A 13,447-nucleotide genomic window follows, 5' to 3' on the forward strand; every position below is an offset into this window, starting at 1 on the left:
TCAGAGACGCGCGGATTCCATATCGTCGCAGGAACAGCGGCCTCAGGTGACAAAAGTCTTCACCTTGCCTATAAGGCGCGGCGAAACTGAGCTCCTCCCGCAAGGAATCTGACATGACGATCAAGGTTTTTGGCCACAAATCCCCCGATACCGATTCCACCGGTTCGCCGATCATCTGGGCCTGGTATCTCTCGGAGATCAAAGGTGCCCCGGCGAAAGCGTATCTGCTGGGCGAGCCGAATACCGAAGCCGCTTTCGTGCTGAAGCACTGGGATCTCGCGAAGCCCGAGATTATTGCGGATGTGGCGGCGGGTGATAAGGTTGTGATCGTCGACACCAATAACCCGGCCGAGCTGCCGGCCTCGGTCAATGAGGCCTCGATCATCGGGATCATCGACCACCATATGCTGGTCGGCGGGCTGAAGACCAAAGCGCCGATCGACATCACCATCCGCCCGCTCGCCTGCACCGCCACGCTGATGCATGACCTGATCGGTGACGATCTGGCCCGCGCGCCGAAAGCGATCAGGGGCGCGATGCTGTCCTGTATTCTGTCAGACACGCTCGAATTCCGCTCGCCGACCACCACGCCGCATGACAGGGCTGTGGCCGAGAAACTTGCCGCCGATCTCGGCATCTCGATCCCTGAATATGCCAGCCAGTTGTTCGAGGCGAAATCGGATGTCTCCGAATTCTCTGATGAGGTTCTGCTGCGGATGGACAGCAAGGAATACAATATCGGAGGCAAAGAGTTGCGGGTCTCGGTGCTGGAAACCACCGCGCCGAAAGTGCTTCTGGACCGTAAAGCCAGCCTGATGGCCTCGATGCCGGCGGTGGCCGAGGCCGATGGCGCCGATCAGGTTCTGTTGTTCATCATCGACATTCTGAAAGAGGAAGCCACGCTTCTGGTGCCGAATGATCTGGTGAAGACCATTGCCGAAGCCTCGTTCGGTGCGAAAGTCGAGGGCGACACGGTCGTTCTGCCCGGGATCATGAGCCGCAAGAAGCAGATCCTGCCGTCGCTGAAGGTCTGAGCCGGGGCGTGTTCTGGCAAATGAAAGGGCGGCCCTTCAGGTCGCCCTTTTCGCATTCACGCGGCGGCGGCCAGCGCGAGGCCATCGACCACTGCGGTAAAGGCCTCGGATCGGTGAATGCGGGCCTCAGGCAGGATCTCTGTCGCGAGGTCGCTCACCAGCCGCATCAGGCTTGAGCCGCCGACAAGGATCACCGCGCCGATCTGATCCTCCTGCAGCCCGGACAGGCGCAGCGTCTCGCGGATCGCCTGATCCAGCGCCATGCGGTAATCGCGCAGCGCCAGATCCAGCGAGCCAAAGGAGATCGGCGCCGATAGCCCCGGCTCGACGAATCCCATCGCGATGCGGGTCTTTGCCTCGCCATTATTGGCCGCGATCTTGCCGCGCTCGACCGCGAAGGCCAGCTCGTGGCCGAGTTCTTCGCCCAGCACGGTGGCAAGTCGCTCCAGCCGTTTGCGATCCACTGCAAGGCGCAGCATCGAGGCCACTTCTCGTCTGGTTTCCGGCGTATAGAGGAAGGGGATCCGCGCCCAGGTCGCAAGATCGGAATAGATCGCATTCGGCACTGGCAAAAGCCCCGGCCCCATTTCGCGCCTGAGCTCACCCCCCTGGCCGAGACGCGGCATGACATGGGCGAGCGAGACGGAGTGGTCGAAATCGGTGCCGCCCAGCCGGATACCGTGGCTGGCGAGGATGTCGACGCGCCCGCCTGCCGCGCGGAAGACGGTGAAATCCGAGGTGCCGCCGCCGATATCAATGATCAGTCCGGTCTGATCGCCGATTTCCTGCTGGCAGGCCCAGGCGGCGGCTTCTGGTTCGGCGAGGAAGTCGACTTCGGTAAAGCCGGCGGCGCGGTAACAGCCATTCAGATCGGCAAGGGCCCGGGCGTCGCGACTAGGGTCGTTGGTGTGGAAATGCACCGGACGGCCCGAAAGCACGCGGTCCGGACATGCACCGAGGCTTTGGGCCACGCGGGCACGCAGCTCGGTCAGGAAGGCCGTGATGATATTGGCAAGGCTTTGTCTTTTGCCACCGATCATCCGGGTTTCATGCAGCAAGGGGGTTCCCAGCACAGATTTCAGCGCCCGCATATAGCGGCCTTCATCCCCCGCAATCAGCGCCTCTCCCGCCGCGCGGCCGATTCGCATCGCGCCGCCTCCTGGCGGGAAGAAGACGGCGGTGGGAAGGGTGTCGCAGCCCTCTTCAATGGCGATGCGCTGCACCTGGCCATCGGGTCCGGTTACCGCAACCGCTGTATTCGAGGTGCCGAAATCAACCGCGAGAACCTCTGCCTGCATCATCGCCGCCCGTCATGAAAGGGAATGGGGCGCGCGACGTAGCCCAAAGCCCGGACCGCCGCAAGCAGGGGGGGCAAATCGGCCGGCCGGATCAGGCGATGATATCCGGGATCAGCCGGTCTTCGATGGTGGCGATCTGGTCTTTCAGCGACAGTTTTTGCTTTTTCAGCCGCCGGATCGTCAGGATATCCGGACGCCCGTTCTGTTCCAGCGCATAGATCGCCTCGTCGAGGTCACGATGTTCCCGGCGCAGAACCCCGAGTTTCACGCGCAACATCTCATCAAAGCTCATTTCAGAGGGGGCATTCATGGCTGGACGCGGGTCTTTGCTGAAGGTTGTCACCGAATCATAGAGCGGATTGGTGATTCGGAGAAGCACTGCCCGGCGGAATGCGGAAATTTTCCCGTGTTGGCGGTGATTTGCCGGCCTTGCAGCCGGACAGGACGCGCCCCATATTCCATAATACCGGGGCAGGTCGCCGATGATGGGGCCAGCCGCCGCGAATTGTCGCTTTGTAAAAGGACAGTCCGGGAATGACGAAACTAAGCTTCGGGGCACACCCGTTCCTTCTGGGGTTTGAACAGCTTGAACGGCTGGTCGAACGCACTGCCAAAAGCGGTGAAGGATATCCCCCCTATAATATCGAGGCCGTGACCGAGAACGCTTACCGTATCACGCTGGCGGTGGCCGGATTTCGTGAGGAGGACCTGGCGATCACGGTCGAGGACCGGCAGCTGGTGATCCGCGGCCGGGTCTCGGATGGCGAAAACGGGCAGGAGCGTGTTTTCCTGCACCGCGGCATCGCATCCCGCGCTTTTCAGCGCAGTTTCGTGCTGGCGGATGGGGTGGAAGTTGCGGGTGCGCATATGGAGCATGGGCTCTTGCATGTCGATCTCAGGCGCCAGGTGCCGGAGACCGTCGTGCAGACGATCAGGATCGGGCAGAGAAAGGGGTAAGAAGATGAATACGCCGTTTGAAGGATTTCCCGAGGGCAAGAGCCGCATCGTCTATGTCAGGCCGGTCGCGGTGGAAGACCTGCCCGAGGAAGTGCGCGAGCAGGTCGGTGACGCGGGTGTGATCTATTCGGTCCATGCGGTGGATGGTCAGCGCCTTGCGCTGGTGGCGGATCGCGCATTGGCGTTCAACCTGGCGCGGGCACATGATTTCGCGCCGATGTCGGTGCATTGAGGCGCTGACCGCCTCACTGACCGGGCAATCGGCCTGAAAGGGCGATTGGGGCCGCAGGATCGGCTGTCGGTTACGCGCCATGGAAACGGCCGGAAAGGGGTGTCCTTTCCGGCCGTTCCTGTTTCCGGGGCGATGCCTCAGGCCCTGATCAGGCCCATTGCTTCGAGCTTCAGGATGACCTGATGTGCGCAATGATCGACCTCGGCACCTTCGGTGTTGACGCGCAGTTCGGGGGTTTCCGGCGCCTCATAGGGGTCGGAGATGCCGGTGAATTCCCTGATCTTGCCTTCCCGCGCCAGCTTGTAGAGGCCCTTGCGGTCGCGCTTTTCGCATTCCTCGATCGGGGTCGCGACATGAACCTCGATAAAGGCGCCAAAGGCCTCGATCATCTCGCGCACCGCGCGGCGGGTCGAAGTATAGGGCGCGATGGGCGCGCAGATTGCGATGCCGCCATTCTTGGTGATTTCCGAAGCGACATAGCCGATGCGCTTGATATTGATGTCGCGATGCTCTTTCGAGAAGCCGAGCTCGGACGAGAGATGCTTGCGCACCACATCGCCGTCCAGCAGCGTCACCGGGCGCCCGCCCATTTCCATCAGCTTGACCATAAGCGCATTGGCGATGGTCGATTTGCCCGAGCCGGACAGGCCGGTGAAGAACACCGTGAAGCCCTGTTTCGAACGCGGCGGCGAGGTGCGGCGCAGTTCTTTGACCACTTCGGGGAAAGAGAACCAGTCGGGGATCTCCAGCCCCTCGCGCAACCGGCGGCGCAGTTCTGTGCCCGAGATATCGAGGACGGTCGAACCTTCCGGCACTTCGTCGACGGGGTAATACTGGGATTTCTCCTGGACATAGACCATCTGTTTGAAATCGACCATTTCGATGCCGATTTCGGCCTGGTGCCGGGCGACCAGTTCCTGGGCGTCATAGGGGCCGTAGAAATCCTTGCCCTGGCTGTTTTTGCCCGGGCCGGCATGATCACGGCCGACGATGAAATGGGTCAGACCGTGGTTCTTGCGGATGATGGCATGCCAGAGCGCTTCACGCGGGCCAGCCATGCGCATCGCGAGGTTCAGGAGGCTCAGATGCGTGGTCGATTGCGGGTATTTGTCCAGCACCGCCTCGTAGCAGCGCACGCGGGTGAAATGGTCGACATCGCCTGGCCTGGTCATGCCGACAACCGGCTGGATCAGCAGATTGGCCTGTGCCTCGCGCGCGGCGCGGAAGGTCAGCTCCTGGTGGGCGCGGTGCAGCGGGTTGCGGGTCTGGAAGGCGACGATCTTGCGCCAGCCCATCTTGCGGAAGAAGGCGCGCAGTTCGTTCGGCGTGTCGCGGCGCGATTTGAAATCGTAATGCACCGGTTGCTGGATGCCGGTGATGGCGCCACCCAGACAGACCGCGCCTGCGATATTGTGCAGATAGTTCACTGCCGGATGCGCGAGGTCATTGGCGCCGAAGACCTTTACCGCCTCATTCGCCTTATCGGGCAACCATTTATCGGTCACGGAAAGGATCGCAAGGATCACACCTTCCTGGTCGCGCAGCGCGATGTCCTGGCCCGGCTCGACCCCTTCGGCGAATTTCTCGGACACATCCAGCGTGATCGGCATCGGGAACAGCGAGCCATCGGCGGTGCGCATCGTCTCGACCACGCTGTCATAATCGGCCTGGCCCATAAAGCCTTTCAGCGGGTAGAAACCGCCATTCATTAAAAGCTCGAGGTCACAGGTCTGGCGCGGGCTCAGATCCCAGGAGATCAGCGCCGCCGCCGCGTGCTTAAGTTTTTGCGCAGAATCGTAAGAGACGTAAAGCTCGGGGATCGGGGCAAGATTGGGGGACGACATTTGGGTCCTTCTTTCTTTGACGATCTGCGGGCGCGGTCAGGTTTTACCCCTGCGCCTGGGATGGGACGATGCTTGTCTTATTAGCTTCGCGGAGTTTGGCGGCCTCGTCATCATAGACGAAAGGCAGGAATGCATAGCGGCGCCCGCGTGTGACCGGCGAGACCCGGTGCAAAAGCGAGCAGGAAAATACGACCGCGCCCCCGGGCGGTGCCTTCAGCCCGTCGGGGCCATATTCGGGGAAGCTGACCTCACCGCCATCGAAATCGGAATTGAGATTGATCGAGATCGCAAACCGCCGATGCGCGGTGCCGGAGGTGGTATTGTCGCGATGCGGGCTGAAATGCCCTCCCTCGGCTGCATCATAGCAAGAGACGATATAGCGCTCCATCCGGGTGGCGATGAACTGATGCGCCTTTCGGATCTCGGGAAGAACGCGGCGGCTGATCGCCGTCTGGATGCGCCCGATCACCGCCTGATCGGTGATGTCGCAATCGCGGCGGCTTTTGAATTTCAGGTCATTGATGCCAACGGTCCTGGTGCCCACCTGCCGCATAGTGCCCGAAAGCTCGCCGCCCCAGGCTTCATAGGTGGCGATCAGCTCTTCGCAGAGATCGGGCTCAAACACGCGCGGCAGGCACAGGATCGGGGCCTGAAGCCGCATTCCGGCAAAACGGTCGGGGGCGGGCTGGTTTTCCAGGATGCCAAGGATGCGCTGAATATCCGATCCGTCCTGTTCAAAAGGCACGGTCGCAATCATTCGCATCGTCGGATCCATCAGCGCCCAGAGCGAGCGCAGACCGGCTCCGGACCGGCCCGTCTCACGAGGTGCGACGCCATAGAGCTTTGCGGCGGTCAGATCAGTGTCCCACAAAAAGCGGTAGCCAGGCAGGCGGTTTTGCAGACGCCCGTCCTGATCGCGCGGATCGGCACTGACCCCGAAAAACGCCGCGAAGCTGTCATCAAAGAGGTCCGTCCGCGCCAGCACAGCCTTGAGGCGGGAGGCGCAATGCGGGCTTGAAGTGCTACCGAAGAAGCACAAAAGCAGGTAGCGGCCGGCGGCGGTATCGATGGCATAGGCCGGTGATCCGGCAGAGGGCAGGGTGAACCAGGGCGCGGGTTCACCGGCAGTGATCTGAATATAGGAAAGCAAAAGCGGCCTTTGGTCAGCGAAGGGATTATGCACAATCTGCGGGTGAACCCCGGCAGTCTGGCCCGAAGCCTCGGGGTGACCAAATCACAAAAATTTGAACCAGCGTGAATATTTTCTGCCTGTCGCATCGGGGATGCGACAGGCGTGGCTCAGGACGCGCGTTGTCAGGGCTGTTCGGCCAGCCAGCGCTCGGCATCAAGCGCCGCCATACAACCCATGCCGGCCGAGGTTACGGCCTGACGGTAGACATGGTCGGTCAGGTCTCCTGCCGCGAAGACGCCGGGGATCGAGGTGCGGGTGGTGCCCGGCTCGACCTTCACATAGCCGCCGTGATGCAGTTCCAGCTGATTTGCGACCAGTTCGGACGAGGGCGCATGGCCGATGGCGACGAAAAAGCCCGCGACCGGCAGGTCATGCGTGGCACCGGTTTTCAGGTTCGAGACCCGCACCGCCTCGACGCCCAGCGGGCTTTCGCCCCCCAGAACCTCGGTCACTTCGCTGTCCCAGATCACCTCGACCTTCGGATGTCTGAACAGCCGGTCCTGCAGGATCTTTTCGGCGCGCAAACTGTCGCGGCGATGGATAAGCGTCACTTTCGAGGCGAAATTCGTCAGGAACAGCGCCTCTTCGACGGCTGTATTGCCGCCGCCGATCACCGCGACCTCTTTGCCCCGGTAGAAAAAGCCATCACAGGTCGCACAGGCCGAGACGCCAAAGCCCTTGAACTTCTCCTCTGACGGCAGGCCCAGCCATTTTGCCTGCGCCCCCGTCGCCAGGATCACGGCATCGGCGGTATAGGTGGTGCCGCTGTCTGCAACGGCGGTGAAGGGGCGGTTTTTCAGGTCAAGCGAGGTGATGTAATCGGCGATGATCTCGGCGCCCATCTCGCGGGCATGTTCCTCCATCTCGATCATCAGATTGGGGCCCTGGACGGTTTTCAGGCCGGGCCAGTTCTCGACTTCGGTGGTGATGGTCAGCTGGCCGCCAGGTTGCAGGCCCTGGATCAGCAAAGGCTGCAGCATCGCGCGTGCGGCATAGACCGCTGCCGTATAGCCCGCCGGGCCCGAGCCGATGATCAGAACTTTGGTATGCCGCGTCTCAGCCATGTCGGTCCTTCCCCGCCACCCGGTCGGGGCGGCCTGATGTCGCTTTCGGCGCGCGCCGTTCCGGCCGCGCCTGATCATGATGGATATAGACAAGGCAGGACCGGGCCGGAAGCCCCCCGGAAATCGCAGCAGCGAATTGCCGGTATGCAGCGCACGCCCCGCAATCCAGAGCGTGTTGGTGGCGTTATCATTGAAACATTGTTGCGCAAAAACGGGCAAAAGCCTATTGAGGCGACGGAACTAAGGAGTAACCCATGGCGAGCCACAAGCTTGACGAAACCGACCGGCAGATCCTGGCGGAGCTGCAGTCAGATGGTCGGATGACCAATGTCGAGCTGGCGAGCCGGGTGGGCATCTCTGCGCCGCCCTGTCTGCGGCGTGTGCGCACCCTTGAAGAACAGGGCTATATCAGCGGCTATCATGCCGATATCGATGCAAGGGCGCTTGGGTTCGAGGTCGCGGTCTTTGCCATGGTGCGGCTGTCCTCGCAGGCCGAAAGCGATCTCTCGGCCTTTGAAGAGCGCTGCCGCGCCTGGCCGCTGGTGCGCGAGTGCCATATGCTGAACGGCGAGATTGATTTCATCCTGAAATGCGTCTCGCCCGATCTCTCGACCTTCCAGACCTTCCTGACGACCGAACTGCTGACCGCGCCGAATGTGGCCAATGTCAAAACCAGCCTGGTGATCCGCAATGCCAAGGATGAGCCCGGCGTGCCCTTTGGGGTGCTTGAGGCGCGTCTGGCGCGCAATGCCTGAGACGGCCCCGTTCTGCTGTTGCGGACCGATATAATTTTCGCGGCCGCACAGGGAACCGGATGACGGGTATTCGTGTTGGATGAGTATCGCCAAGGGCGATACGGTCTGGTCATGAGTGCGCCATTACGGATGTGATATCAGCGAGTATGCCTGCAGGGGCCGGTCATCTGAACCGGCTCTGGCAGGAAGTGTTTCGAAACAGGAAACAGGCGCGGCATTTTTTTGCTGCGCGACGTGAACCGTCAGGGTGACGTGATCCCCGGGACCTCCTGGCAGTGAGGGCGAACCGGGTGCCGGATTAGACGGCGTCAGGGGAATTGCTGGGAATTGGTCCGCTGAAATGAAAAAACGGCCCCGTATTCTGTGCCAGAGGAGCACCGGGGCCGTTCTTACTCACCACGTCTCCCGTGTCGTGAGCGGCGACCGGGAGAGATCTGGAACAGCAAAGCGGTCAGCACCGTTTCGCGCTCCGGATCATAGTCAGGGACTTTGACCTGACGCTATTCGTGCGTCGGTTGAGCCCCATTGTCAAACATTTGCCGTTGTTAGCGGGGTGGGACCGAAAAAATCCGCCTGAATCCCTGGGATTGTTTCGAATTCGTTGCTGTCGAACCGCCGCAACTGCCGCAAATCAGACTTTCAGGTGGCATTCTGGCCGGTTTCTGACCGCCCCCTGCCGCCCCGATTCGTGCTTAACGCGAGGTCAGCGTGCCGCGATGCCACCCGCAGGGCCATTGCGGCGAAAAAGGGGGGTGGTCAGGCGATACGAGCCGCTGGTGATCACCTCAACCGGCTGCTTAGTCGCGACGGCTGATTTTGCGGCGCGCATCCAGGGAAAGGCCGGAAGCGGTTGGCCCGAGGCCGCAATCACGCTTTGCAGCCAGCGGCGTTGTGTCTTGGCTTTAGTGGTTTCGGACTTCGGCTGTACCATTTTGCCTGCCATGCTGCGTCTCCTCGATACTGCGCTCGGTTTATCGATGGCCGGGTCTGATGCCCTGGGTTTCATCGCGTCTTGCAGGCAGAATCGCCGAACATTGCGGCGTTGTTTTGGCCGATGGATCTGAAATTGTGGTCATTTCCAGGCGGGACGAAATGCGTCAAAATCGGGCGCATTGTTTCCGGATTGCTGTCGCTCGCCCGGTCAAAGCCGGATAGAGGCGATCAGCCGGCCATAATCAGCCTCGCCGGCATGGGTCGTGCGGCGGTAGGAAAAGAAGCGATCCGGGTCGCCATAAGTGCAGTGCCGTACCCATTCGGCATGGCCGATTCCGGCGCCGCGCAGCCGGTGCAACCCGTAGGCCGGCAGGTCGAACTGATAGCGCCCGTTCTGGCCATTGGCGAAGAAACGGCCATTTTCCGGATCTTCGGCGAGGAAATTCTGCAGGAAATCTTCCGTGACCTCATAGGCCGCCTGACTGATGGTCGGGCCGATGACCGCGCGGATCCGCGTGCGGCTGGCCCCGATGGCCTCCATCGCGTCAACAGTCGCCTCAAGCACGCCAGTCATGGCACCGCGCCAGCCGGCATGGGCCGCGCCAATCACGCCGCCCTCGGGGTCGGAAAACAGCACCGGCTGGCAATCCGCGGTCAGCACCGACAGCGCGACGCCTGGCAGACGGGTCACCATCGCATCGGCTCGCGGGCGTTCGACCGAGCCGCCGGGGGGCGCGGTCACTGTCACCACATCGGGGGAATGGACCTGATGCACCGAGAGCAGCCCATCGGCCCCGACCCCCATCGCCTCGGCCACGCGGGCACGATTGATCGCCACGATTTCCGCTTGGTCGGTGGAGCCGAAGCCGCAATTCAGCCCGGCGAAGATCCCCGAAGAGGCGCCGCCCTTGCGGGTGAAAAAGCCGTGACGCTGCGGGATCGCCCCGGAGGTGATGATTTCAAGCATCGTCTCTGCCTCCCCTGGCAGCGCTTTGGTCCATGGTGTTCCCGATCGGAAATCCCGCAGGGGGCGGCGATCCGGCCGGATGGATGGCAAGGGCTTTGAACAAGGTCCCCATTTCTGCGGGATCGGTCAAGCGGCGTGCGGCGGCAAGCGGGTCATTGCGTGCAGCAATCGGATGGGCGGCAAGTTGCTGAGCCCGGGCCCCGATGCCAAGCGCGGTCAAAAGCGCGCCCTGGGTCGTATAAGAGGCTGCGGCGGGCAAAGCCGCCCGGGCCAGCGCCGCGAAATCGACATGGGCGGTCAGATCGGCCTCGCCGGGTGTGGCAAAGGGGTCGACATAGGCATGGTCGCGCATGGCCTGGAATGTATCGCCAAGGCTCTGCCAGTCCCCGTAATCGACGATCAGCGCCAGCCCGCCATGGCGGCCGATGCGGCCCGAGATTTCAGCCATGATCGGAGCGGCGGCAGGGCAGATCTCGACGATGCGGCCTTCGGCGATATCCTGACGGTGATCAAGCGCGGCCAGCGGGCCGGGCGGCGCGCGGCCGGGGGTCAGCGCTTCATCCGAAAGGCCGACCATGGTTTCCGCCCAGCCGCCGCTCTGACGGGTGAACTGGCGGATCGGCAGCGCGTCAAAAAACTCATTGGCCAGAAGAAACAGCGGCGCCTCGGGCAGATCCTGCACCAGAGACAGCCAGCGCGGCTGATGCCCGGCAAGGGTCTTCGCCTGGATGCCGCGCAGGGTCGCGGAGGTCTCTACCAGCACCAGATCGGCGGCGGCGTGGAACCCCGGCACGCGGGCGGTGGCGCGCAGGACATCGGCCATCAGCGTGCCACGCCCCGGCCCGCATTCGGCCAGGGTAAAGCGCGCAGGCGCGCCCTGATCCAGCCAGGATTGCGCGAGGCACAGCCCCAGCAATTCCCCAAACATCTGGCTGATTTCGGGGGCGGTGGTGAAGTCTCCGGCCTGGCCGAAAGGGTCGCGGGTGGCGTAATAGCCAAAACGCGGATGCATGAGGCAGTCGGCCATATATTCGGCAAGGCTGACCGGTCCGCTGGCGCGGATGCGGGCGGCGATCAGCTCTGCCAGCGGCGTCACGGTGCGACCGTCTGCGCCCCGGATCTGCGCAGGGCAAACCACAACCCGATCAGGATCATCGGCAGCGACAAGGCCTGGCCCATGGTCAGCCCCCAGCCGTTGATATGGAAGGCAAGGCCCAGCAGATTGTCCGGCCCGACGAATTGCGCATCGGGCTGGCGGACGAATTCGACAAGGAACCGCGCAAGCCCATAGCCCGCGATGAACACGCCCATGATCCGGCCCGGAAAGCGCAGCCAGCCGCGTTTCCAGACCAGCCAGAAAATCAGGGCGCCGAGCAGCAGCCCTTCAAGCGCCGCCTCGTAAAGCTGGCTTGGATGGCGCGCGCAAAGGGTGATCACGCCGGGGCAGTTCTGTGCCGCCTCGCCGGGGAAGATTACGCCCCAGGGCAGATCGGTCTGCCGGCCCCAGAGCTCGGCATTGATGAAATTCGCAAGCCGCCCGAATAGCAGGCCCGGCGTCACGGCATAGGCGAAAAGATCCCCGACCGAGAGCGGCGCGAGGCCTTCGCGCCGGGCAAAGATCAGCCCGGCCACTGCGACCCCCAGGAACCCGCCATGGAAGGACATCCCGCCATCCCAGAGCCTGAGCGCGGCCATCGGATCGGCCATGAAATTCTCGGGCGAAAGATAGCGCCCGGGCTGGTAGAACAGCACATAGCCCAGCCGCCCGCCGATGATCACGCCAAGGATCACCCAGGTCAGCAGGCGCTCTACCTGTTCCGATGTCATCGGCGCGGTGCCCGGCGCCCAGAGCCGCGCGGTTTTCACGGCCTTTGTCACCAGAAACCAGCCCAGCAGCAGCCCGGCAATATAGGCGACCGCATACCAGCGCAGGGCGAAACTCATGCCGAACAGCTCGACCGAAAAAATGTCAGGGGAGAGATTCGGGAAAGGGATCATCCTGCGCTCCTGCTGGCGGCCGGGGCGCAACCGCCTGGCCCGAGATGCTTGTCATGTGACGCTTTTACGTGAGACGCTTGTCTTGCGGGCAGGGGATGAAGTCAACTGCAAGGGCCGCGCCGCAACCGGGGCCTCAACACTTGTGAACAGGCGTGCGGGCGCGCATATAGGGTCAAAGCGACCCGGACCCCCCGGGGCTGACGACAAGGGATGGCCGAGATGCAGAGCCGCAACAAATTCCTCGACGATATGAGCCAGCTCATGACCAATGCCATGGGCGTGGCCCAGGGCGCGCGGACCGAAGCCGAAACCGCGATGAAAAGCATGGTCGACCGCTGGATGGCCGGGCGCGACTTCGTCACCCGCGAGGAATTCGACGCGGTGCGGCTGATGGCGCAAAAGGCGCGCGAAGAGAATGAGGCGCTCTCGGCCCGGATCGCGGCGCTTGAGGCGGCATCGGGCGGCGTAAAGGCGAAGTAACCCCGGATTCCCCCTGAGCCTTTACCCACCGTCAGGTGTGGGAAATGTAAAAGGCACCGGATCGCTCCGGTGCCTTTGTTGTTTCGGGCAGGCGGCGTCAGGGGCGGATCTGATCCATCAGCGCGCGCCAGTCGAGATAGGCTTTTTCCTGATCGGGCAGCGGTGTCAGATCGCCGCCGGCCCTGATCAGCGTCGCAATCGTGCGCGCTTTCAGCTCTGGCTCTTCGCTGCAGGCGCGCGTGCTGTTGTCCAGAAGATCAAAGGCCGGCGTCTCGTATTTCGCGATGATCCCGTCGGTATCCAGCTTCAGTTCGCCATAGGCCAAAAGGTCGAAGCCGTCGGTCAGCAGCGAATGTTCCTCATCCGAAAGGCTCGCCTCCGGGCAGTTCTGGCTGAGGACGAGGGTGTTTTGCATATCTGAAAGCAGCTGGTCAGCCGCGACCGGATCCTGCGCGATCCCCGACATATCGGGCAGCGTGATATAGACTTTGCCATCGGCGAGCGCCGCCGTTGCGCCAAGGCCGAGTGTGACAGCGGCGGCCAGGAAGATGCGTTTCATCTGGGTAACCTCACAGAGTTGCCACCTGACTATTGCGCCGCGCCGGGGGATGCGAACAGGGCGGGTTTCCTGACCCGCCGGCTTTGCCCGCCGGTCTTTCTTCACAATTCAGCGATCCCTGCACAGATCCGGTG

Annotated in this window: 15 protein-coding genes; 5 read left to right on the forward strand and 10 right to left on the reverse strand. The window is 62.6% G+C overall.

The genetic code is table 11. The features are described from left to right. Window positions 1-113 precede the first annotated feature (113 nt). Window positions 114-1,034 (forward strand): manganese-dependent inorganic pyrophosphatase, encoded by a 921-nt coding sequence (locus BLW25_RS00445; protein ID WP_092895367.1) that lies wholly within the window; start codon window positions 114-116, stop codon window positions 1,032-1,034. Between the two features lie 56 nt (window positions 1,035-1,090). Here the strand turns inward: BLW25_RS00445 and BLW25_RS00450 are convergent, their stop codons facing one another. Both BLW25_RS00450 and BLW25_RS00455 read right to left on the reverse strand, forming a co-directional pair. Further along, the gene (locus tag BLW25_RS00450; RefSeq protein WP_092901199.1) at window positions 1,091-2,332 is read right to left on the reverse strand and encodes an Hsp70 family protein; all 1,242 of its coding nucleotides are present in this window, start codon (window positions 2,330-2,332) and stop codon (window positions 1,091-1,093) included. A gap of 91 nt (window positions 2,333-2,423) precedes the next feature. Then, a complete protein-coding gene (locus BLW25_RS00455) occupies window positions 2,424-2,642 on the reverse strand; it encodes a YdcH family protein (protein WP_092901202.1) in 219 nt (72 codons plus the stop codon). A 224-nt stretch (window positions 2,643-2,866) separates the two neighbouring features. Between BLW25_RS00455 and BLW25_RS00460 the strand changes: the two genes are divergently transcribed. Continuing rightward, window positions 2,867-3,289 carry an Hsp20 family protein gene (locus BLW25_RS00460; protein WP_092895369.1) on the forward strand — a complete coding sequence of 141 codons (423 nt, stop codon included), beginning with the start codon at window positions 2,867-2,869 and terminating at the stop codon, window positions 3,287-3,289. A gap of 4 nt (window positions 3,290-3,293) precedes the next feature. After that, the gene (locus tag BLW25_RS00465) at window positions 3,294-3,521 is read left to right on the forward strand and encodes a DUF1150 family protein (protein ID WP_092895371.1); all 228 of its coding nucleotides are present in this window, start codon (window positions 3,294-3,296) and stop codon (window positions 3,519-3,521) included. Between the two features lie 137 nt (window positions 3,522-3,658). Here the strand turns inward: BLW25_RS00465 and BLW25_RS00470 are convergent, their stop codons facing one another. The 3 genes from BLW25_RS00470 to trxB all read right to left on the reverse strand — a co-directional run bounded on the left by BLW25_RS00470 (window position 3,659) and on the right by trxB (window position 7,621). Beyond that, window positions 3,659-5,365 carry a bifunctional sulfate adenylyltransferase/adenylylsulfate kinase gene (locus tag BLW25_RS00470; RefSeq protein ID WP_092895373.1) on the reverse strand — a complete coding sequence of 569 codons (1,707 nt, stop codon included), beginning with the start codon at window positions 5,363-5,365 and terminating at the stop codon, window positions 3,659-3,661. Window positions 5,366-5,408: 43 nt separating this feature from the next. After that, window positions 5,409-6,515, reverse strand: a complete 1,107-nt coding sequence (locus BLW25_RS00475) for a 2OG-Fe(II) oxygenase (protein WP_092901205.1) — start codon at window positions 6,513-6,515, stop codon at window positions 5,409-5,411. Window positions 6,516-6,679: 164 nt separating this feature from the next. Next, entirely contained in the window at window positions 6,680-7,621 is a 942-nt protein-coding gene (gene trxB, locus BLW25_RS00480; protein WP_092901208.1) for a thioredoxin-disulfide reductase, read from the reverse strand. A 254-nt stretch (window positions 7,622-7,875) separates the two neighbouring features. Between trxB and BLW25_RS00485 the strand changes: the two genes are divergently transcribed. Continuing rightward, the gene (locus BLW25_RS00485; protein ID WP_092895375.1) at window positions 7,876-8,376 is read left to right on the forward strand and encodes an Lrp/AsnC family transcriptional regulator; all 501 of its coding nucleotides are present in this window, start codon (window positions 7,876-7,878) and stop codon (window positions 8,374-8,376) included. A gap of 703 nt (window positions 8,377-9,079) precedes the next feature. Here BLW25_RS00485 and BLW25_RS00490 read toward each other — a convergent pair. The 4 genes from BLW25_RS00490 to lgt form a co-directional block, all read right to left on the reverse strand. Next, a complete protein-coding gene (locus BLW25_RS00490; protein ID WP_092895377.1) occupies window positions 9,080-9,319 on the reverse strand; it encodes a hypothetical protein in 240 nt (79 codons plus the stop codon). 198 nt (window positions 9,320-9,517) lie between these two features. Then, the gene (pgeF, locus tag BLW25_RS00495) at window positions 9,518-10,276 is read right to left on the reverse strand and encodes a peptidoglycan editing factor PgeF (protein WP_092895379.1); all 759 of its coding nucleotides are present in this window, start codon (window positions 10,274-10,276) and stop codon (window positions 9,518-9,520) included. Then, window positions 10,269-11,372, reverse strand: coding sequence for a class I SAM-dependent methyltransferase (locus BLW25_RS00500; RefSeq protein WP_092901211.1), 1,104 nt, complete (start codon window positions 11,370-11,372; stop codon window positions 10,269-10,271). The genes pgeF and BLW25_RS00500 overlap by 8 nt, the downstream gene beginning before the upstream one ends. Next, window positions 11,369-12,274 (reverse strand): prolipoprotein diacylglyceryl transferase, encoded by a 906-nt coding sequence (gene lgt, locus BLW25_RS00505; protein WP_092895381.1) that lies wholly within the window; start codon window positions 12,272-12,274, stop codon window positions 11,369-11,371. Before lgt ends, BLW25_RS00500 begins: the two co-directional genes overlap by 4 nt. A gap of 219 nt (window positions 12,275-12,493) precedes the next feature. Between lgt and BLW25_RS00510 the strand changes: the two genes are divergently transcribed. After that, complete coding sequence (locus BLW25_RS00510; protein ID WP_092901214.1) at window positions 12,494-12,754, forward strand: accessory factor UbiK family protein; 261 nt, start codon at window positions 12,494-12,496, stop codon at window positions 12,752-12,754. A 97-nt stretch (window positions 12,755-12,851) separates the two neighbouring features. On the opposite strand, the gene BLW25_RS00515 is transcribed toward BLW25_RS00510, so the two are convergent. Beyond that, window positions 12,852-13,313, reverse strand: a complete 462-nt coding sequence (locus BLW25_RS00515; RefSeq protein ID WP_092895383.1) for a hypothetical protein — start codon at window positions 13,311-13,313, stop codon at window positions 12,852-12,854. Between the last annotated feature and the right edge of the window lie 134 nt (window positions 13,314-13,447).

This window comes from Rhodobacter sp. 24-YEA-8 (genome assembly GCF_900105075.1).
Taxonomy (GTDB): Bacteria; Pseudomonadota; Alphaproteobacteria; order Rhodobacterales; family Rhodobacteraceae; genus Pseudogemmobacter.